Source organism: Falsiroseomonas bella, from assembly GCF_003173615.1.
GTDB lineage: Bacteria > Pseudomonadota > Alphaproteobacteria > Acetobacterales > Acetobacteraceae > Falsiroseomonas > Falsiroseomonas bella.
Genome location: NZ_QGNA01000007.1, coordinates 205,336 through 222,969, shown reverse-complemented (window position 1 = coordinate 222,969; position 17,634 = coordinate 205,336). Strand labels below are relative to the sequence as shown.

22 protein-coding genes and 1 tRNA gene are annotated in these 17,634 nt (G+C 68.2%); 7 read left to right on the top strand and 16 right to left on the bottom strand.

What is annotated here, in order from left to right; genetic code table 11:
- Positions 1-6 precede the first annotated feature (6 nt).
- The 5 genes from DFH01_RS25995 to DFH01_RS25975 form a co-directional block, all read right to left on the bottom strand.
- Positions 7-375, bottom strand: a complete 369-nt coding sequence (locus DFH01_RS25995; protein WP_109873439.1) for a gamma-butyrobetaine hydroxylase family protein — start codon at positions 373-375, stop codon at positions 7-9.
- A gap of 25 nt (positions 376-400) precedes the next feature.
- Complete coding sequence (locus DFH01_RS25990) at positions 401-601, bottom strand: Trm112 family protein (RefSeq protein ID WP_109873438.1); 201 nt, start codon at positions 599-601, stop codon at positions 401-403.
- Positions 602-631: 30 nt separating this feature from the next.
- Positions 632-1,291 (bottom strand): LON peptidase substrate-binding domain-containing protein, encoded by a 660-nt coding sequence (locus DFH01_RS25985; RefSeq protein WP_109873437.1) that lies wholly within the window; start codon positions 1,289-1,291, stop codon positions 632-634.
- A 72-nt stretch (positions 1,292-1,363) separates the two neighbouring features.
- Positions 1,364-2,317, bottom strand: a complete 954-nt coding sequence (locus tag DFH01_RS25980) for a tetratricopeptide repeat protein (RefSeq protein WP_109873436.1) — start codon at positions 2,315-2,317, stop codon at positions 1,364-1,366.
- 81 nt (positions 2,318-2,398) lie between these two features.
- A complete protein-coding gene (locus DFH01_RS25975; RefSeq protein WP_109873435.1) occupies positions 2,399-2,908 on the bottom strand; it encodes a prolyl-tRNA synthetase associated domain-containing protein in 510 nt (169 codons plus the stop codon).
- A 75-nt stretch (positions 2,909-2,983) separates the two neighbouring features.
- Between DFH01_RS25975 and DFH01_RS25970 the strand changes: the two genes are divergently transcribed.
- From DFH01_RS25970 to DFH01_RS25955, 4 genes are all read left to right on the top strand, one after another.
- Positions 2,984-3,058: transfer RNA gene (locus tag DFH01_RS25970), tRNA-Gly, on the top strand.
- Positions 3,059-3,528: 470 nt separating this feature from the next.
- Positions 3,529-4,209 (top strand): vWA domain-containing protein, encoded by a 681-nt coding sequence (locus tag DFH01_RS25965; protein WP_109873434.1) that lies wholly within the window; start codon positions 3,529-3,531, stop codon positions 4,207-4,209.
- Entirely contained in the window at positions 4,206-5,003 is a 798-nt protein-coding gene (locus DFH01_RS25960) for a PP2C family serine/threonine-protein phosphatase (protein ID WP_109873433.1), read from the top strand. Before DFH01_RS25965 ends, DFH01_RS25960 begins: the two co-directional genes overlap by 4 nt.
- A 4-nt stretch (positions 5,004-5,007) precedes the next feature.
- Complete coding sequence (locus DFH01_RS25955; protein WP_158287907.1) at positions 5,008-7,518, top strand: SH3 domain-containing protein; 2,511 nt, start codon at positions 5,008-5,010, stop codon at positions 7,516-7,518.
- 48 nt (positions 7,519-7,566) lie between these two features.
- On the opposite strand, the gene tnpC is transcribed toward DFH01_RS25955, so the two are convergent.
- The 11 genes from tnpC to DFH01_RS25900 all read right to left on the bottom strand — a co-directional run bounded on the left by tnpC (position 7,567) and on the right by DFH01_RS25900 (position 15,948).
- A complete protein-coding gene (gene tnpC, locus DFH01_RS25950; protein WP_408609218.1) occupies positions 7,567-9,147 on the bottom strand; it encodes an IS66 family transposase in 1,581 nt (526 codons plus the stop codon).
- A gap of 46 nt (positions 9,148-9,193) precedes the next feature.
- Positions 9,194-9,541, bottom strand: coding sequence for an IS66 family insertion sequence element accessory protein TnpB (gene tnpB / locus DFH01_RS25945; RefSeq protein WP_109873431.1), 348 nt, complete (start codon positions 9,539-9,541; stop codon positions 9,194-9,196).
- On the bottom strand, positions 9,538-9,981 hold the full coding sequence (gene tnpA, locus DFH01_RS25940) for an IS66-like element accessory protein TnpA (protein WP_109873430.1): 444 nt from the start codon (positions 9,979-9,981) through the stop codon (positions 9,538-9,540). The genes tnpB and tnpA overlap by 4 nt, the downstream gene beginning before the upstream one ends.
- 248 nt (positions 9,982-10,229) lie before the next feature.
- Positions 10,230-10,967 (bottom strand): DUF4236 domain-containing protein, encoded by a 738-nt coding sequence (locus DFH01_RS29165; protein WP_109873429.1) that lies wholly within the window; start codon positions 10,965-10,967, stop codon positions 10,230-10,232.
- Between the two features lie 181 nt (positions 10,968-11,148).
- Positions 11,149-11,469, bottom strand: coding sequence for a DUF2845 domain-containing protein (locus DFH01_RS25930; RefSeq protein ID WP_146217149.1), 321 nt, complete (start codon positions 11,467-11,469; stop codon positions 11,149-11,151).
- 124 nt (positions 11,470-11,593) lie between these two features.
- Positions 11,594-12,004: a hypothetical protein gene (locus tag DFH01_RS25925; protein ID WP_109873427.1), complete on the bottom strand. Its 411-nt coding sequence runs from the start codon at positions 12,002-12,004 to the stop codon at positions 11,594-11,596.
- A complete protein-coding gene (locus DFH01_RS25920) occupies positions 12,001-13,323 on the bottom strand; it encodes a recombinase family protein (protein ID WP_233256296.1) in 1,323 nt (440 codons plus the stop codon). The genes DFH01_RS25925 and DFH01_RS25920 overlap by 4 nt, the downstream gene beginning before the upstream one ends.
- Before the next feature lie 26 nt (positions 13,324-13,349).
- A complete protein-coding gene (locus DFH01_RS25915; protein ID WP_109873425.1) occupies positions 13,350-13,868 on the bottom strand; it encodes a DUF2924 domain-containing protein in 519 nt (172 codons plus the stop codon).
- Between the two features lie 241 nt (positions 13,869-14,109).
- Positions 14,110-14,871: a hypothetical protein gene (locus DFH01_RS25910; RefSeq protein ID WP_109873424.1), complete on the bottom strand. Its 762-nt coding sequence runs from the start codon at positions 14,869-14,871 to the stop codon at positions 14,110-14,112.
- A gap of 4 nt (positions 14,872-14,875) precedes the next feature.
- The gene (locus tag DFH01_RS25905; protein WP_109873423.1) at positions 14,876-15,157 is read right to left on the bottom strand and encodes a helix-turn-helix domain-containing protein; all 282 of its coding nucleotides are present in this window, start codon (positions 15,155-15,157) and stop codon (positions 14,876-14,878) included.
- Complete coding sequence (locus DFH01_RS25900; protein ID WP_233256295.1) at positions 15,154-15,948, bottom strand: ImmA/IrrE family metallo-endopeptidase; 795 nt, start codon at positions 15,946-15,948, stop codon at positions 15,154-15,156. The genes DFH01_RS25905 and DFH01_RS25900 overlap by 4 nt, the downstream gene beginning before the upstream one ends.
- Before the next feature lie 228 nt (positions 15,949-16,176).
- On the opposite strand from DFH01_RS25900, the gene DFH01_RS25895 reads away from it, so the two are divergent.
- From DFH01_RS25895 to DFH01_RS25885, 3 genes are read left to right on the top strand one after another with little or no spacing between them, the layout of a single operon-like run.
- Positions 16,177-16,842: a sigma factor gene (locus DFH01_RS25895; RefSeq protein ID WP_109873421.1), complete on the top strand. Its 666-nt coding sequence runs from the start codon at positions 16,177-16,179 to the stop codon at positions 16,840-16,842.
- Between the two features lie 49 nt (positions 16,843-16,891).
- Complete coding sequence (locus DFH01_RS25890) at positions 16,892-17,206, top strand: hypothetical protein (protein ID WP_109873420.1); 315 nt, start codon at positions 16,892-16,894, stop codon at positions 17,204-17,206.
- Positions 17,206-17,631 carry a hypothetical protein gene (locus DFH01_RS25885; protein ID WP_233256294.1) on the top strand — a complete coding sequence of 142 codons (426 nt, stop codon included), beginning with the start codon at positions 17,206-17,208 and terminating at the stop codon, positions 17,629-17,631. The genes DFH01_RS25890 and DFH01_RS25885 overlap by 1 nt, the downstream gene beginning before the upstream one ends.
- The last annotated feature ends 3 nt before the right edge of the window (positions 17,632-17,634 follow it).

The following is a 17,634-nucleotide window of genomic DNA, read 5'->3' as shown; positions in this document are numbered from 1 at the left end:
GGCGGTTCAGTCGCCGCGCCTGGGCGGGTCGCGGCTGAGCCCCCGCGCGGCGATCGCCTGCTCATACGCCGCCCAGCGCTCAGCCTGCTCTCGGCCGAGCTGGAGCAGGTAGTCCCAGGAGTAGATGCCGGTGTCGTGCAGGTCGTCGAAGACCAGGCGCACCGCGTAGTTGCCCACCGGCTCGATCCGCATGATGCCGACATGCCGGCGCCCGGGCACGATCACCCGCTGGCCCGGCCCGTGGCCCTGGACCTCGGCCGAGGGGCTTTCGACGCGCAGGTATTCTGCCGGCAGGGCGAAGCGCTCGCCGCTGTCGAAGCTGACATGCAGCACGCGCTCGGCGCGGTTCAGGCGGATCTCGGTGGGCGTGGGCATGGTCGTGGCGGGCCGAGGCCTCGCCTCAATCCAGCTTGCGGGCTTCCTCGGGCAGCATCACCGGGATGCCGTCGCGGATCGGATAGGCGAGGCCGGCCTTCTCGCTGACCAGCTCGCCGCGCTCGCGGTCGTAGCGCAGCGGGCCCTTGGTCACCGGACAGACCAGGATCTCCAGCAACCGCGGATCCACCAAGCCGCCCGTCGCCACGCCCGTCTCGCCGCTCATCTCAGCACCCCTTGGTCTCAGGAGCCCTCTCTAGCTTGGGCGGCCCTCGGGCGCCATGCCGTGGCTGTCCATCTGCATCAGCGCCACCAGCATGCGCGCGCGTTCCTCGACGCTCGCCACTTCCAGCAGCGCCTGCTTCTCCCGCACGTCGAAGGGGCAGACCATGCAGAGCGTGGTGACCAGCATCGCGTCCCCGGTCTGCTCCACCGCCTCCCAGTTGGCCTCGATGCCGCGCGCGCGGAAATAGGGCTGCAGCGCACCCAGCAGCGCCGCGCGGTCGAGCTGCGGCGCCGGGCGCTCGGCGGAGAGGTCGGCCTCGTAGGCGGCATAGTCGGCGCGCACCCGGCGATAGCCGCGGCGCCCGCCGATCTCCTCGGCGATGCGGTAGCGGATCACGCCGGTGAGCGTGATCAGCAGCCTGCCGTCATCGGTCTCCGCAAAGGAGGAGACGCGGCCGAGGCAGCCGACCTTGAACAGCTGCGAATCGCTGCCGATGCGCGGCAGCGAGGGATCGCCCTGCACCATGCCCAACATCCGCCCGGCGCCGAGCGAATCCTCGACCATCGCCAGGTAGCGCGGCTCGAAGATGTTGAGCGGCAGGCGTCCCTCCGGCAGCAGCAGCGCGCCGGAGAGCGGGAAGACCGGGATCTCCGTGGGGAGATCCGCGAAGGCCGGATGGAAGGCTGGCATGGTCTCCTGCTCGGTCGCGCGGCGCGGCGCCTGACACTGTCGGAAGCTTCCGACGGCGCGGGCCGGGGCCCGTCAACGGAACAGAAGGGTGGAGAGCTTCCGGCGTCCTGCAAGGGTCGCGGGGTCGTCGAATCCCCAGGCCTCAAAGAACTTCAGCAACTGCTTGCGCGCCGCTTCCTCGTTCCAGGCCTTGTCGCGCCGGATCGCCTCGATCAGCGCATCCACCGCCTTCGCCCGCTCCTCCATGGCGTTCAGCGCGACCGCGAGCTCGATCCGCGCCGCGTGGTCGTCGGGGTCGGCGGCGAGGCGCCGCTCGAACTCGCCGAGCTTCTCGCGCGCGGCGCGGCCCTCGATCGCGAGCTGCAGCGCGGAGCGGACAGAGACGACCTCCGCATGCTCCTTCAGCTTGTCGGGCACCTGGTCGAGCACCTGCTGCGCCTGCTCCTCCTCGCCCAGCGCCATCAGCGCGCGGGCGAGGCCGGCGAAGGCCTCGGGGTTCTCCGGCTCGGCCTCGACCAGGGCGGCGAAGAGCTGGAGCGCCGTGTTGTGGTCGCCCTGCTCGGCGGCGGCCTTCGCCTCGGCCAGCAGGTCGGCGCCGGGCAGGCTGCCGCCGCCGGCCTTGAGGAGGTTCTCGACGAACTTCTTCACCTCGCCTTCCGGCAGCGCGCCCTGGAACAGGTCCGCGATCTGGCCCTGCACGAAGCCGACCACGGTCGGCACCGACTGCAGCGGCAGACCCATCTGCGCCAACTGCTGGACCAGGGCGCGGTTCTTGTCGATGTCGATCTTGACTAGGCGCACGCGGCCCTGCGCGGCCTTCACCACCTTCTCGAGCGTCGGCGTCAGCGTCTTGCAGGGGCCGCACCAGGTCGCCCAGAAATCCACCAGCACGGGAACCTCCCGGCTGGCCTGCACGACATCCTGCATGAACGTCCGCTGGTCGCCGTCCTTGATGATGTCGGCGCCGTCGGGCGCGGCCGCTCCGCCGGGCGCGGTCTGGCGGGTTGGGTCGAAGATCACGTCCATCTCTGGCATTCCCAAGGCTTTCGCACCGATACATGCGCAGCCGGGCCGCGGAGGGCAATGGGTGGCCCGGCCGGCGCCGGTTCAGGGCGCTTCCGGCGGGTCCACCAGCTCGGGCCGGTGGCCGAGGCGTTCGAGGAAGCCCAGCAGGTCGGCGGGCCGTATGGCGGTGGTCATGGCGTTGGTCAGCGGGTGGAAGTTCACCCACTCATGCGCCTGCATCAGCTGTCGGTCGAAGACGGGCCGCACGGCACCGGGCGCCGCGTTGACCAGGCCGAAGGGCGTCACCGAGCCGGGCTCCACGCCGAGCTGCGTCATCAGGTCCTCCGCCGGCCCGAAGGCGACCCGCCGCGCGCCGAGGCCGCGGGCCAGCGCGTTGACCGAGACGCGCCGGTCCTCCTGCAACACGACGAGGAGGAAGGGGCCCGGCGATTTCTGCGGCTTGAGGAACAGGTTCTTGGAATGCCCGCCGGGCAGATCCGGTCGGAGCGCCTTGCTTTCCTCCACCGTGAAGACGGGCGGGTGGCGCACGGTGCGGTGGGCGATTCCCAGCGCGTCGAGGCGCGCGAGCAGGCTTTCGGGTGTCTCGGGCATGGGGGCGAGATGCCGTGCGAGAGGGTGGCTTGCAATCCCGATCCGGGCTGCTAAAAGCCCGCCACCGCACGGAGCGCGGGCGTAGCTCAGGGGTAGAGCACGACCTTGCCAAGGTCGGGGTCGAGGGTTCGAATCCCTTCGCCCGCTCCATTCTTCTCTCTCACAACCTGTCTCTCCTGGTCAGTGCACGGCTCTGTCGTGCAGGTTTGGCCGGGGTTTGCGCGCGGACCTTGATGGTGCCCTGCCGGAACGAGGCCGAATTCTCTCTCTGATTGGGCCACAGGTCTCCAAACCTCGGGGGCGGGCCGATTTATCCATCAAGCTTTGTGTTATTGATTTCAAAGGATATTTTCCTCACCGACCTTGATGGAATTCAGCAGGCACTTCGGCCATCGGAGAGTCCCGGAGAACGGAAAATCGCACTCAACCCCGAGATCGGCTGGGACCGGTCGAGCCGCATGGCAGCCACCCGCCGGAGGCCGCTGACTTGCTACGCGTAACTGGCCTGCGCTTAAGCAGACTGCCGAAGAGGGCCTAACGCGCGGGAGGATAAGCGCGCAGCTAGCGCAACCGTGAGCCACCGGGCTATGACTTGCTCGTAACCTTTGCAGGGCATTGCGATGAGCTCGAGCGACCAGATTCCGTTCGCCTATCCCGATCTCGTGGCAAATCCGGAGCCCAGGTGCCCCTGCCTGCTTCTCCTTGACACGTCCTACTCAATGAACGGGCAGCCCATTGCGGAGCTCAACGAAGGCCTGCGCACGTTCAAGGAGGAGTTGACCTCGGACTCCATGGCAATGCAGCGGGTTGAGGTCGCCATGATGACTTTCGGCCCGGTCCAAACGCTCCTCGACTTCCAGACCGCTGACGTTTTTCAGCCCCCGCACCTGACCGCGAGCGGCGACACCCCAATGGGGGCAGCCATCACGCAGGGCCTCGACATGCTGGAGGCCCGTAAGGCCACCTACAAGCAGGCCGGTGTCGGCTACTACCGGCCCTGGGTGTTCCTGATCACGGATGGTGCACCCACGGACCACTGGCAGGCCGCCGCCGACCGCGTCCGGGCAGGTGACGGCTCCGAGCGGAAGGCGTTCTCGTTCTTCGCCGTGGGCGTCGAAGGCGCCGACATGGGCCGGCTCACCCAGATCTGCAGTCCAAGCCGCCCGCCCATCAAGCTGAAGGGCCTTAGCTTCCGAGAACTGTTCATCTGGCTCTCGAGTTCTCTGAGCGGTGTCGCGCGGTCGCAGCCTGGTCAGATGGTGGCCCTGCCGCCGCCGACGGGCTGGTCTGCCGTCGGATGAGCCAAAGGCGCTGGCGCACCGCGTTCGCATCCGTCGTCGGCACCTCTCATATCAAGACCGGAACCTCCTGCCAGGACGCAGGGGGGTGCGCGGTTATCGAGGCGGCGGACGGGAGCGAAGTTCTGGTCGCAGCGGTCGCCGACGGCGCCGGGACCGCTACGCGCTCGGAGGCCGGCGCATGGCTCGCGGTCAAGCACTTCCTGGAGGCGTTCGGCGAAGCCGCGCGCACAGAGCCTTGCCTGGGGAGCATCGATCGAGCCTTCGCCGACCGCTGGTTGGCCGCCTTCAGGGAGGCTGTCTGTCGGCTTGCGGAGGCAGAGGGCCGCCGAGTCCGGGACTATTCCTGCACCCTGCTTGGCGCCGTCATCGGACCGTCTTCGGCGACCTATATCCACATTGGGGACGGCGCCATTGTCGTGGGCACGGAGGAGCCGGGCGAATACACCTGGGTAGTCTGGCCGCAGCATGGAGAGTACGCGAACACCACACATTTCTTGACGCAGGAGGATGCAGACGCCGTCCTGGTGTTCGAGACCGGCCCTGCGGTCGATGAGGTGGCGCTGTTCTCGGACGGAATCGAGCGGTTGGTTCTGGACCTTTCGTCCAACACGGTCCACTCGCCTGCATTCCGGCCCATTTTCAACTGGCTCGCCGGAACGGAGCCCGACAGGTCGGAGCGCCCGTCGGAAGCGCTCGTCGCCTATCTCAGCTCAGACCACGTGAACCGGCGTACCGATGACGACAAGACGATCGTCATGGCTACCCGCGCCATCCCCGAAGCCGGATGCGGCTAACCAGATGAGTTCTGCGAGGACGTTCGACGTCAATGGCAGCCCGATAGCACTGGGTAAGGAACTCGGCCGCGGCGGTGAGGGCGCCGTCTACGACGTGCAGGGGCGCCAGGACTTAGTGGCCAAGCTCTACCACTCCCCGCCGAAACCTGATCACGCGGCGAAGCTGGCCGCTATGGCGGCCATGGCCAACGATCGTCTGATGCGCGTGGCCGCGTGGCCGAGCGGTACGCTGCACGGCGCCTCCCGCTCTGTCATCGGCTTTCTGATGCCGAAGGTCGGCGGCCACCGCCCCGTCTTCCAACTCTATGGCCCGAAGTTACGGCTCCAGGAATTCCCGCGCGCCGATTGGCGGTTCTTGATCCATGCAGCGTCCAACGCTGCGCGAGCCTTTTCGACCGTGCACTCAGCGGGCCTGGTCGCGGGCGACGTAAACCACGGCAATCTCGTCGTCGCCCAGGACGGCACAGTGCGCCTCATCGACTGCGATAGCTTCCAGGTTTCCTACGCGGGTAAGACCTGGACCTGTCCCGTCGGCGTTGGCACTCACCAGCCACCCGAGATGCAAAGCGTATCAAGCTACTCGGGCGTTCACCGCACGACTAACCACGACAACTTCGGCCTCGCCGTCATCATCTTCCAGTTGCTGTGCATGGCCCGGCATCCGTTCGCGGGCCGCCACCTTGGCAGTGGGGAACCGCCTTCGATCGAGGAGGCCATCGCCCGCTCGCGCTACGCCTACTCTCGCGACAGGGCTCGCACGGCGATGGCGCCACCGCCAGGGAGCCTCCCGATTGATGCCCTGACGCCACGCATCCAGGATCTGTTCGAGAACGCGTTCTCACCGGGAAGCGTGCGAGGCGGCAGGCCAAACGCTGATCAGTGGCTTGCGGCGCTACAGGAGTTAGGTGGGGACCTGCGGCAGTGCTCGGTGAATCAGGGACACCACTACCGCAAAGGACTGTCGCGGTGCCCCTGGTGCGACATCGAGGCGGCCAGCGGTACGCCCCTATTCCCGGCGGTGTTCGTCACGACCGGCGGCCATGCCAGCGGCATGGTGGCGCTCTGGCAGCAGGTCACCACTCTCACCGAGCCGCCACCCCTTCCCCCGCCGCCAAACCCACACGCGACCACGGCCCGGCCTTCATCGGCGGCGATTGAGGCGGGCCGAAAGGCCCGCAAGCTAAAGTTGATCGCATACGGCTCAACGGCAGCTGCGGCCGCGACTGCACTGACGCTTGCTCCGTCGGGGTTGGGCGTGCTGCTGGCAGGCGGCATTGCCCTCGCTGCCTATGCCGCCGCCCAAGCTTCACCGGGAGCGGGCGCTCCCAACGAATTCAAGCGCAGGCTGGACGACGCGCAGAGGGAGTGGGGGCACCTGCGCTCGCACTGGCTGGCACCGATGCCAGGAGCGCCATTCGACCAGGAGCGGGCCAAGCTGAACGCCCTGAAGGCCCGGCACGATGCCTTGCCCAGCGAGCGCGCCAAGCGCCTCCAGAAGCTCGCCGAGCAATTGAGGCAGAAGCAGCAGGAAGACCACCTCGACAGGTTTCCAATTGCGAACGCGCGGATCTCTGGCATTGGGAGGGCAAAGATCGCGACTCTCTCTGCGTATGGCATCGACACGGCCGGGGACATTGTAGAGAGCCGGATTCTGGGCATCCCGGGCTTCGGACCGGCAACGGTGGCGAAACTCGTCACCTGGCGGCGCCAGCACGAACAGACATTCAGGTTCGACCCAAATAGGGGTGTCGCGCCGGCGGACATGGCCAAAGTCGAGCGCGACATCGCTATAGAACGGAACCGGCTCGAGGCCGAGGTCGCAGCTGGTTTGGCGAAGCTGAAGGCAACATCGGCCGCGGCCGACACGCGCCGCCGTATGCTCGAAGGCAAGGCGGCCGAATTGCTGCCCAAGCTCGCTCAGGCGACGGCAGACGCGAATGCAGCCCCGGGCACCGAGGCCGCCCTGAAGCGGGTGGTGGCGGTCGCCGGCGTTGCATTGGCTGCCGCCGTCGTCGTCGGCCTGAGCCGCAAGCAGCCTGCTCCTATCTCACCGCCGTTGCCTTCTCCTGTCGAGTTTCAACGTCCCGCGCCGATCAACACAGCGCCACCAGCCCAGCCTGAGCGCGGTTCGACTTCCTCGACGCCGGCCACCCCCGGGCCCATACGGCCACCCGCTCCGCCGCACTCGGAGCCTTCGCCACCTATGCCGCTCTACCCTGAGCAGCGCTCAGCCCCGCCCGCGCCCACTGTTCGGGTTGCGCCCTCGCTCTCTGGAAGTCCTTGGCTTCAACCGACCAGCCCTGCATCGGCTGGCACGCCTGAAGCGGTCGAACGGGTCGCTACGCGTCAGGGCGCGAACGTCCGCGAAGCGCCGAACGGCAGCGCCACAGTCGTGAGGACCGCTCCAGCTGGTTCGGTGTTCCGGGTGTTCGGCCGGAACAGTGGCTGGGTGCAGGTGGGGGACGGAAGTCCGTGGGGATGGATTCACTCCAGCCTCCTTGATCAGGCTCCCTGACCAAGAGATCGGTAAGCGTTGCTCTGCGGCCCTTTGTGGCGGGGCGGGTCAGGCCGGGCCCGATTTCGTCCAGCACCATGGCATGAGTTCGTCGATGCGGCTCTGCGGCCATCCGTCGACGAGGCGGGTGAGCAGGTCGGTCAGGTATCGCTGCGGATCGACGCCGTTGAGCTTGCAGGTCTCGATCAGCGAGGCGATAGCGGCCCAGGCCTCCGCACCCTCGTCGGAGCCTGCGAACAACGCGTTCTTGCGCCCGAGCGCGACGGGCCGCGCGGCGCGCTCGACACTGTTGGTGTCGAGCTCGATCCGGCCGTCGTCGAGGAACCGCAGCAGGCCCTCGCGATGGTTCAGCGCGTAGCGGATCGCCTCCGCCATGGTGCTGCGCGCGGGCAGCCTCGCCAGCGTCACCGCGAACCAGGCGAACAGGTCCTCGACCAGCGGGTAGCTGCGGGCGTGTCTCTCGGCCAGGCGCCGCTCGGGTGGGGTGCCGCGGATCTCGCCCTCGATGACGTAGAGCGCGGCGATGCGGCGCAGCGCCTCCTCCGCGATCGGCGCCTTGGCCTTCTGCGCGAGGTCGTAGAACTGCCGCCGCGCATGGCTCCAGCAGAACGCCACGACGGCCGGGCCGGGCCCCGTGGCCGGAGCGGCGAGGCCCTTGTATCCGGCATAGCCGTCGCACTGCAGGATGCCGCGGTAGCCACCGAGCAGCGACCGGGCATGCTCGCGCCCGCGACCCGGGGCATAGGTGTAGACGACCGCCGGCGGGTCGGCCCCGCCCCAGGGCCGGTCGTCGCGCGCGATAGTCCAGAACCAGCCAGTCTTCGTCCTGCCACGCCCCGGATCGAGCACCGGAACCGAGGTCTCGTCCGCGAACAGCCGCGCCGCGCCGAGCAGGATCGCCTTCATCCGCCGCACGACCGGCGCTATCTCCGCTGCGGCCGTGCCGACCCAGGCCGCCAGCGTCGCCCGGTCCACCGCCACGCCCTGGCGCGCCAGGATCCCGGCTTGGCGATACAATGGGAGGTGGTCCGCATAGCGGGAGACCAGCACATGCGCGACCGTCGCCTCGGTCGGCAGCCCGCCCTCAATGAGGCGCGCCGACGCCGGGCGCTGCACCACGACGCCGGCGCACGACCGGCAGGCGAGCTTCGGCCGGCGCGTCACGATCACCCGGAACTGTGCCGGCATCACGTCCAGCCGCTCCGATGTGTCGGAGCCGATCTCCGCCATCGTCGCCGCGCAGCACGGGCAGGCGGTGCTCTCGGGCGACAGCACCACCTCGACGCGCGGCAGATGGGCAGGCAGCGCACCGCGGCTGGCCCGGCGCTTGGCCGTGCGCTCGCGCTGCAGGTCCGGATCGCGCTTCTCCGCTTCGGCATCGGACTTCGCGATCGCCGTCTCGAGGTCGGCCAGGCCGAGTTCGAGTTGCTCCTCGGGTAGTTGCTCCGACTTCCGGCCGAACTGGTGCCGCTGCAGCTTCAGTAGGATGTGGCGGAGCCGGTCGTTCTGCGCCTCCAGCGCATCGCGCGCGGCGCGGGCATCGTCGCGCTCGGCCAGCGCCTCGACCAGCAGCGCGCGCAGCAAGGCCGGATCGTCGGGGAGTGCTGCGATGTCGAGTGCGTCGGGCACAGCAGAATCGTCACCGATCGCGCCGCGTCGCGCCAAGCGGAAAGCGCTACCCCGCGATCTCCGGGCGCGCTGTCCAGGCCGGCATGCGCCAGTCGATCCCCTCCAGCAGCATCGACAGCTGCGCCGGCGTCAGTGACACCGCGCCGTCCTGCGCGTTGGGCCACACGAAGCGTCCGCGGTCGAGCCGCTTGGCGTAGAGGCACAGCCCCTGGCCATCCCAGAACAGCAGCTTCACCAGATGGCCGCGCCTGCCGCGGAACGCAAAGACGTGGCCGCTGAACGGATCGCGCCCCAGCACCTCCTGCACCAGCCGCGCCAAGCCGTCGAAGCCCCGGCGCATATCCGTCGGGCCGGCTGCCAGCCAGACCCGCACGCCCGGCGGCGGGCCGATCACGCCTCCAGCGCCGCTGCAAGGCGCGCAACCGCCGCGGCATCCGCCGTCGCCGCAACCCGCAGCACCCGGCCGTTGCGCAGCACCACCTCGATCGGCGCAGGCGCGACATCAGCCGGGATCGGAGGCGGAGACGACGGGGCAGGCGCCGCATCCGGCGCCACGATCCGCACCGGCAGCAACGCCGGCTGCGCCACACGCCGGCTCGGCGCCTCGCCGCGTGCCGTTCGCCGCCAGCGATGCAGCAGGCTCGCGCAGATGCCGTGCCGGCGTGAGACGGAACTCACCGTCTCGCCGGGACGCAGTGTCTCCGCCACCAGCCGGACCTTATCCTCCGCGCCGTAGCTCCGACGCCTCTCACCACGGGTGACGATCTCCACCCGCTCCAAAGCTCCAGTGCCAGCACCAGTGCCGGCATCAGTGCCAGCCAATCCTCTCGCCATCGCCACACCTCCGCGATGGCACTCCTCTCAGCCCTCCGCGCGCCGACGCAAGAAGGGCCGTGGAGCAGCGCTTACAGAGATCGGCACTCTGCGCCGGAGCAATCAGCCCCAGGACTACGCGGATGGAGCCGATCCACTACAATGCCTTCCGCCAACGCCCGAAACGTCGGCGCTCGCCCGGATGTCCATGTGTGCTCGCGAGCATGTCGCCATCCGCGCCCGAGCGCACGGCCGTGATATCAATCAGGCTAATCTCGTTGGGCCAACAGGGATCCATGGATCCAGCCGATCGGCGCCGCGTCGCCGGGGTAGCTGACTTGTCTCCAGTTCCCTGCAGTCTGAACAACCCTGAGCCGAGTGCCGCTGGCAATGGTTCGCAGGACCGTTGCCGACACGGACGGGGATGAGCGCACGTTCGCTGCCTGCGTGGTGGTGCTCCAGGTGACCGGCACGCCTTCACCTGCTACCTCGGCGCCCGCGGTGGGGGTGACAAGCTGTGGAACGGCTACCTGCTGCAGCAGCGGCGCATGCGCCGTCGACGGCCGAGGTGTCGGCGAGATGGGCGACCTCGGCGCTGGCACGATGACGGCGTTGCCGCTCCCCATTGGCGGCGTGCCACTGCGCGCGGGATCCGATGAGTTGCGCAGGACGAGAAACAGCGCCAGCACTGCGCCGGCGACCGCCAGCCAAGTGCCTCGCGGCAGCCTAGACTGCCTCGCTGCGACCGCGATTTTGGGTGATGCAGATCCTGGCAGCGTAGCGCCGTTGATCGGCGCAGCCTGTCGGTAGGACGAGGAGCGGCCTGCCAGCCGCTGCGAGTAAGACAGGCCCGTTCCGGGCACAGACACGGAGCCGTTCACGCCGCGGCGGCTGAAATTCACCCTCCCCACCCGACCACCGACAGACACGCTGCTTATGCCACGTGAGCCCAGGTATACGCGCAGCCCTGGGATGATCGTGAAGGATTTACGGAAACGCCATCCCATCCGGGCATCCTCCACCGCGCAAGAAGCCTACCATCCCCGAAGGAGAGCATGAGACACAACGCTGCTTTGCGTACTCCCGGGCGCCTTTAGGCGCGGCGCGGCGGCTCGGCTACCGGAGGCCAGCCGTGCAAGTCAGGAAGATGGCCTGGCACCTGGTGGGCGTCGCGCCGCAGTCTGGCCGTCAATTCTGCTGCCAACCTGTCACCGTGCCGTTCTCCAGCACCACCCGCGATTTGAAGCGGTTCCGGCCTGTCTGCTGGTACTTGCAGGTCTCTACAACCTTGGTGCGCTGCACCTTCTGCGCGGTCTCCACAGGTTCGCCCCAAGAGTCCACCAGCTGCTGCCGGGTCATCCCCTGCCAGACCTTTCGCTGCATGATGGCATCTACGATCTGCGGGTCATTGTACCGTTCCATCAAGATTTTACGGCGCCGGACATTCGAGAGATGTGACCAAGTCGCCGCGATTGCTCCCAATGCAATGACAACAAGCAATATCTCCACCGCATCGCGCTCCGATCAAGTCAGGCAGTATATATCTCCCACAGAACGTGTCTGAGCAAGCGGTTGGATCAGATCTGCTGCAGCGCAGGTTCGTTTTGGGACGAGCGCTTCTGCTCGCTCTGCGTTACCTTGCGAGTAGAGTCTCGAAGCCGGCTTGGCCGGCCCGTACTAGGCGCTGCTCCGTCCAGGCGACCGAAAATGGCTCCATCAGTTTGGGCAGCACGAGACCCTCTGACTGCCCGTTTAGAAACGCTTCAATGATGGGCGGCGCGAGCAGGGTCAGCCGTAGGATCGAGCCCACATATCCCCGCTCGATCTTTTCCGCCCCAGCCAATTCGGTGATCGATGCGTAGCGTCCTTCGTCGAGCATCCGCTGATATCGAAAGGCCCGCGCCAGCGCCTTCACCAGCGCCGGGTCTGCCCGCGTCAGGACCGCGTCGCCCTCCCCGGCCACCGGCGTCACCACCGTCTTCCGCCCCGGCCGCCGCCGGATCTTCAGCGGCACGCGGACCGTGATGCTGGTGGCGGCGGTCATGCCGCGGCGCTCAGCGCGCCGGGTGCGATGGCGCCGAGATCCCGAACCAGGCCGGCCAGCCCCTCGACGCGGAGCCGGATGTCGGCGGCGGCAGGCCCGACCACCACCCGCTCCACGAGCGCCCGCACAATCCGCGCCTGCTCAGCAGGGAACAACTCCTCCCATATCGGATCGAGCCGATGCAGAGCGTCGCGGACCTCGCGCTCCGTCAGGTCCGGTGCTTCCCGCCGTGCCGCAAGCCAGGTGCCGACCACGATCTCCGGCTGGCGCAGGAGGGCACGGACCTGGCCGATCACCGCGCCCTCGATCTGAGCCGCCGACACCCGCCGGACGATGCCGTCGTCCACCATCATGTCGGCCTTCAGCACGCGCTGCGCCACGTAGTAACGATAGCGCCGGCCATTCTTCACCGCGTGCGTCGGCGACATGGCGCGGCCATCGGTGCCAAAGATCAGCCCCTTCAACAGCGCCGGAGCATGCTGCCGATTCTGCGCGGCACGAGCGCGCGGGCTAACCTGCAGGATGGCATGCGCCCGATCCCACAGGTCCCGCGGCACGATGGCTTCGTGCTCGCCGCGATAGATGTTCCCCTTGTGCGTGACCTCCCCGATATAGGTCCGCAGGTTCAGCACCTTATAGACGTCGCCCTTGTCCAGCAGCTTGCCGGACTTGCTCGAGATGCCCTCCGCCTGCAGGCGGCGCACCGTCTCCACGCCCGACCCGGTCTCGACGAAGAGTTCGAAGACGCGCCGGACGCGCGCGGCTTCTGGCTCGTTCACGATCAGCTTCCGGTCGGCAACGTCGTATCCGAGCGGCACCTTCCCACCCATCCACATGCCCCTGGCCTTCGAGGCCGCGACTTTGTCGCGGATGCGCTCGCCGATAATCTCGCGCTCATACTGCGCGAAGCTGAGCAGGATGTTCAGAGTCAGCCGGCCCATGCTCGTCGTCGTGTTGAAGGACTGCGTGACCGAGACGAAGGTGACGCCATGCGCCTCCATGGTCTCCACCAGCTTGGCGAAGTCCATCAGCGAACGGGACAGGCGGTCAATCTTGTAGACCACGATGACATCGACGAGATCCTGTTCGATGTCCGCCAGCAACCGCTTCAGCGCAGGACGTTCCAGCGTGCCACCGGAAAACCCACCGTCGTCGTAGCGGTCCCTGACCAGGGTCCACCCCTCGGCGCGCTGGCTGGCGACATACGCCTCACAGGCTTCGCGCTGCGCATCGAGGGTGTTGAACTCCTTGTCGAGCCCCTCGTCCGTGCTCTTGCGCGTGTAGACCGCGCAGCGGAGCTTCTTCGTGGTCGCCGGCATGACCTCGCCGGCGGGTGCCTTCCGCCTCATGCGCCACCCCCCGGCTGGCGCAGGCCAAAGAACGCCCAGCCATTCCACCGCGTGCCGGTGATGTGCCGGGCGATGGCAGACAGCGACCGATACGGCCGCCCCTCATACTCGAAGTCATCGGCACGGACGGTGACGACATGCTGCACGCCATCATGCTCGCGGATCAGCCGCGTGCCGGGCAGTGGCCGGCTATCGGCACGGATGCGTCGGAGCACGACGTTGCCGCCGTCCAATTGCTCACCGAGTGCCTCGAGGCGTGCCCGCGTCTCCGGCTTCAGGCCGCCATAGGCGAGTTCCTGGATGCGATAGGCGAGCCGGCTGGTGATATAGCTGCGGCTGAACGGCGGTGGCTCCTTCCCGAACAGTTCTCGCCACTGCTGCTTCAGCTGCGCAATCGTCGCGGTCTTCAGCGCCGCGAGGCGCGGCAGCACCTGGGTCGTCGGGATCTTCGGGATGGTGGGCGCCGGCGGCGCAGCATCGTGCTGCCTCGCCTTCGCGGTCGATCGTCGGGTCATGCGACTCCCTTTCTCCTGGGGTTCGCATGACGGCGCTGCCTGGCGGTCGAGTGTAGGCGAACGTCTCCATGCTCCTCGACCTGGGCGGCATCCCGCGCGAGATCCTCGGCAGTGCGGCTGCGCAGCCGCACCAGGCCGCGGGCGAGGAGGTCGCAGACCTCGCGGAGATGGGGCGGGAGATGGTGATTGGTCGGGTTCGGCAGGGGCATCGTGATCCAGCACGCATTGTCCTGCCTCCCCTTTACGGTCCAGCGCGGCGCTTTTTCTCAGGCGGTCGAGCAGTCGGCAGGTCATGGATGCTGCGCAGCGCCGAGGGCCGGCCGACATCCGGCTTGATCCGGTTCCAGAAGCGGCTCACCCGGTTCCTGATCGAGGTGTCGCAGGGGACGTTGTCCTGCCCCACGGTCCTGGCGAACCAGTCCCGCACCTTGTCCATCATCTCCTCCTGCGTCGGCGGCACGCCCTCGTCGTTGACGATGACGATCACCTCGGAGAGCGCGCCCTCCCAATCATACTTCACCGGCGCGCCACGGCCGCGGCGGCGCTCCGGCGCCGTCGGGCTGCGCACGGCGTGCTCCAGCGGCGGCAGCTTCGCGTGCGCCGCCTCGAAGCGCTCGAGCTCGGCATGCCGCACCACCAAGATATCCTGCTTGACGAGGATGTGTGCGTGCTCGTCCTTCTCGCCCAGCGGCTCCAGCAGTTCCCCGGTGGGAGAGAGGAACCGGCCAACAGCCGCCTCACGGCCTTCGAGCACCGCAAAGGCCTCGATCCTGTGCAGATCGATCGTGCCGACATGCCAGCGCTTGCCGCAGGGAACGTGAAACGGACGGCCATTGTCCTCATGATCGATGTCGCTCACCGCGAAGGGCAGGCCGCCGACGGCGATCGAGACGACAAGTTCGCCCTCAAGAGCATAGGCCGTGATGTCCGCCATGCTCAGCGACCAGCGATCGCATACCTCGGCCAGCATGTAGTATGGCTTCCGCGAGAACATGCGCGCCATGGCGTCACCGGCCCCCGATTGCGCGTAGCCGTCGGTAGGCGCGTACCACCTTCTCCATGTCGTCGCGCATATCCGGCGGCAGGCGCCGCGCCACTACGAACAGATCGTCCATCTGCAGCCCGAGGATCGCCGCCGCGCGTTCGATCAGCTCATCCCGCGGCGGGCTCTCCAGCCCGCGCTCGATGCGGGAGAGGTAGGGGGCGGAGATGCCGAGGCGCTCCGACATATCGACCAGCCCGATGTTGAGCGCGATGCGCCGCTCGCGAATGACGCCGCCGAAGCTCACGGCACATCTCCCGCAATCAACCGGTAGCGCCGCAGCCGGACCGCGATGAACCGATCCGACACGCCGAAATCGCCGGCGAGCGCGGCGGTCAGGCCGGCCAGCGCATCTGGCGGCGTCGAGGCGGGCAGCACACGGCTGCCCGGCCGGCCGCGATGCGGTGCATGCACCATCGGAAGCCTTTCGCTTCGCGCTCGCGCCACCAGCCGCAGGTGCAGCTGCCGCGGCGGTACCAGCAACGCGCCCATGAACTCATTGGCGCGTCGCTCCGCGCGCGCCGAGGCGCCGTCCAGGCAGTTCGGCCCGACTGTCACGGAGCGGTACCGCCGCGTCGGTTCTGCGACCGAGGGCGGCGCATCGAACACGATGTGGCCGACCTCATGTGCCACCGTGCTGAGCTCGAGATCGGGCCGGTCTCCGATCAGCCGGCGATTCACGGACACCAGGGCGAGGCCCGGCGTCGAGGGATCCGTCTCGAACACCCCGAGCACCTGCCGCCCCGAGGTATCATGGACAGGCTGGCCGAAATCCCAGGCCGAAGCGATGCGCCGTCCGTTCACCTCCAACTGCGCGACGGCCGCCACGAGGGCGTTGGTGCTCAGCGCCCAGGGCGAGGCGGCGCGGGCGACGACTGCACGAAGCTGCGCGGCCACCGCCCAGACGGCTTCGGAAACGAGGGGGCGCGGCACGCCGGTGGCGGGATCGTGGGGATAGGACAGGGCGAGAGACATTGGCGGGGCCTCTGGGGGATTTATGCGTCGGCGCAAGGCGTATGTTCTGTTTATGTTCTCCATCAGCGCTGAGTCCAGCGCGCGGACAATTATCCGGTCAATAAATCTTCGCATCGATCTCGCGGCCGGCGCCCCGCCACCAGGAAACCCAGCATCGGCCGGCCTCGGCCGTTGGTCAGCAATTCGGCGAGATTGCTGACCAGGAATTCCTGCCTTTGCTGTTCAATTGATCTGCCCCGGCCGTGCTCCGGTCCCGGCGTCGCAACACCCCACCCGACGCCGGAGACCAACATGGCCACGCAAGCCCCCCGACACGTAATTCAGCCTGCCTGCTGGGACCCTGACCGCCTCGCCGCCAGCATCGCCATCGCCCACCGTTACGCGTGCCGCGGTGCCCGTCGGCTGAGCCTTTCGCGCAGCGATCGGGACGATCTGCGCCAGGACATCCTGCTCTCCATGCTGGAGCGCGCCGCGCGCTTCGAGCCGGAACGTGCGCCGTGGGACGCTTTCGCGACCCTCTTGGCCCGGCACGTGGTCGCGGATCGCGTCCGGCTGCAGCGTGCCGGCGTCCATCCTGCGCATGTTCACGTCGATCTCGATGCTTTCCCGGTGGGCAGCTCCGTCACGCAGCGCGACGAGGTCGACCACGACCTGCGGCTCGACCTCGCCCGCGTCGGCGCCGACATGCCCGCGCCCTGCGGCCGACTGCTCGCGCTGCTCCGCAATACGGACGACATCGCCGACGCACAGCGGCAGTCACCGGAATCCTGCGCTGCGTTCTACCGCACGATGGCCGAGCTGCGCTGCTGGCTGCACGCCGCCGGGCTGCGGCTGATGCGCGACACCTCGGCGCGCGCCGCGAGCGCTGCGACCCCCCTGAGAAAAAGCCGCGTCCCGATCCGTAGAGAGGAGATGCCGGACCATGTGCAGAAAGGAACCCGCGTCGATGCGCATTGAGCACCCAGCCTCCTCCACCGTGACGCCGTTCACTACTCGAGGCGGTGCCGTGAGCACCGAGAACGAACTGCATGACCGCCTTGCCAGCGCCCTGCCCGGTACGGCGATCGTCTACCACATCGGGATGCTGGCGCGGGATCGTGACCGGCTCGCCACCATGCTCACGCCGGAGCAGCGCGACGAGCTGAACGCCCTTGCATCGCGGGCTTGGCGGCTGGCGGTCGCGGGCTGGGCGGACCTGCTGCAGCGCCGGATTGGCGAGGCGTGCTTCGCCTATCTACTGGTGGTTCGCAAGCGTCCCCTCAGCGCCCGCAGCGCGCGCGCGCTGGCCGCTCCGCAGTTGATGCTGGCGGAGGCCGCATGATGGGCAAGGCCTCCCGCGACAAGGGGCTGCGCCGCGAGCGGGCTATCGTCGATCTCCATCGCAAGTGCGGCATCCGAGCCGAGCGTGTGCCGCTCTCGGGGGCGCTGCATTATCGCGGCAACGGCGCCGACGTCGACCTCTATGTGCGCGGCGCCGAGCCGCTCAAGGCCGAGGTGAAGGCGCGCGGCGAGGGCAGCGGATTCCGCACGCTGGAGCGCTGGCTCGGCAGCAACGACGCGCTGTTCCTGATGCGCGATCGCGCGACACCCCTGGTGGTGGTGCCGATGCATGTCTGGATGGAGATCGTCAGCCTCAGCACTGTGCAGGCGGAGCCGGATGGCGACGCCAACCGCTGCGCCCGCCGTCGTGACGCCGAGCACGGCCCACTCCCACCGACCGACGCCATCGCGCGCGAGGCTGCATGAGCC

Bases quoted from the DNA above. Each gene is read 5' to 3' on its own strand.
- DFH01_RS25995 (WP_109873439.1), bottom strand. From the start codon at position 375: ATGCCCACGCCCACCGAGATCCGCCTGAACCGCGCCGAGCGCGTGCTG.
- DFH01_RS25990 (WP_109873438.1), bottom strand. From the start codon at position 601: ATGAGCGGCGAGACGGGCGTGGCGACGGGCGGCTTGGTGGATCCGCGG.
- DFH01_RS25985 (WP_109873437.1), bottom strand. From the start codon at position 1,291: ATGCCAGCCTTCCATCCGGCCTTCGCGGATCTCCCCACGGAGATCCCG.
- DFH01_RS25980 (WP_109873436.1), bottom strand. From the start codon at position 2,317: ATGGACGTGATCTTCGACCCAACCCGCCAGACCGCGCCCGGCGGAGCG.
- DFH01_RS25975 (WP_109873435.1), bottom strand. From the start codon at position 2,908: ATGCCCGAGACACCCGAAAGCCTGCTCGCGCGCCTCGACGCGCTGGGA.
- DFH01_RS25965 (WP_109873434.1), top strand. From the start codon at position 3,529: ATGAGCTCGAGCGACCAGATTCCGTTCGCCTATCCCGATCTCGTGGCA.
- DFH01_RS25960 (WP_109873433.1), top strand. From the start codon at position 4,206: ATGAGCCAAAGGCGCTGGCGCACCGCGTTCGCATCCGTCGTCGGCACC.
- DFH01_RS25955 (WP_158287907.1), top strand. From the start codon at position 5,008: ATGAGTTCTGCGAGGACGTTCGACGTCAATGGCAGCCCGATAGCACTG.
- tnpA (WP_109873430.1), bottom strand. From the start codon at position 9,981: ATGGCGAGAGGATTGGCTGGCACTGATGCCGGCACTGGTGCTGGCACT.
- DFH01_RS29165 (WP_109873429.1), bottom strand. From the start codon at position 10,967: ATGGGATGGCGTTTCCGTAAATCCTTCACGATCATCCCAGGGCTGCGC.
- DFH01_RS25925 (WP_109873427.1), bottom strand. From the start codon at position 12,004: ATGACCGCCGCCACCAGCATCACGGTCCGCGTGCCGCTGAAGATCCGG.
- DFH01_RS25920 (WP_233256296.1), bottom strand. From the start codon at position 13,323: ATGCCGGCGACCACGAAGAAGCTCCGCTGCGCGGTCTACACGCGCAAG.
- DFH01_RS25915 (WP_109873425.1), bottom strand. From the start codon at position 13,868: ATGACCCGACGATCGACCGCGAAGGCGAGGCAGCACGATGCTGCGCCG.
- DFH01_RS25910 (WP_109873424.1), bottom strand. From the start codon at position 14,871: ATGGCGCGCATGTTCTCGCGGAAGCCATACTACATGCTGGCCGAGGTA.
- DFH01_RS25900 (WP_233256295.1), bottom strand. From the start codon at position 15,948: ATGGAGAACATAAACAGAACATACGCCTTGCGCCGACGCATAAATCCC.
- DFH01_RS25895 (WP_109873421.1), top strand. From the start codon at position 16,177: ATGGCCACGCAAGCCCCCCGACACGTAATTCAGCCTGCCTGCTGGGAC.
- DFH01_RS25885 (WP_233256294.1), top strand. From the start codon at position 17,206: ATGGGCAAGGCCTCCCGCGACAAGGGGCTGCGCCGCGAGCGGGCTATC.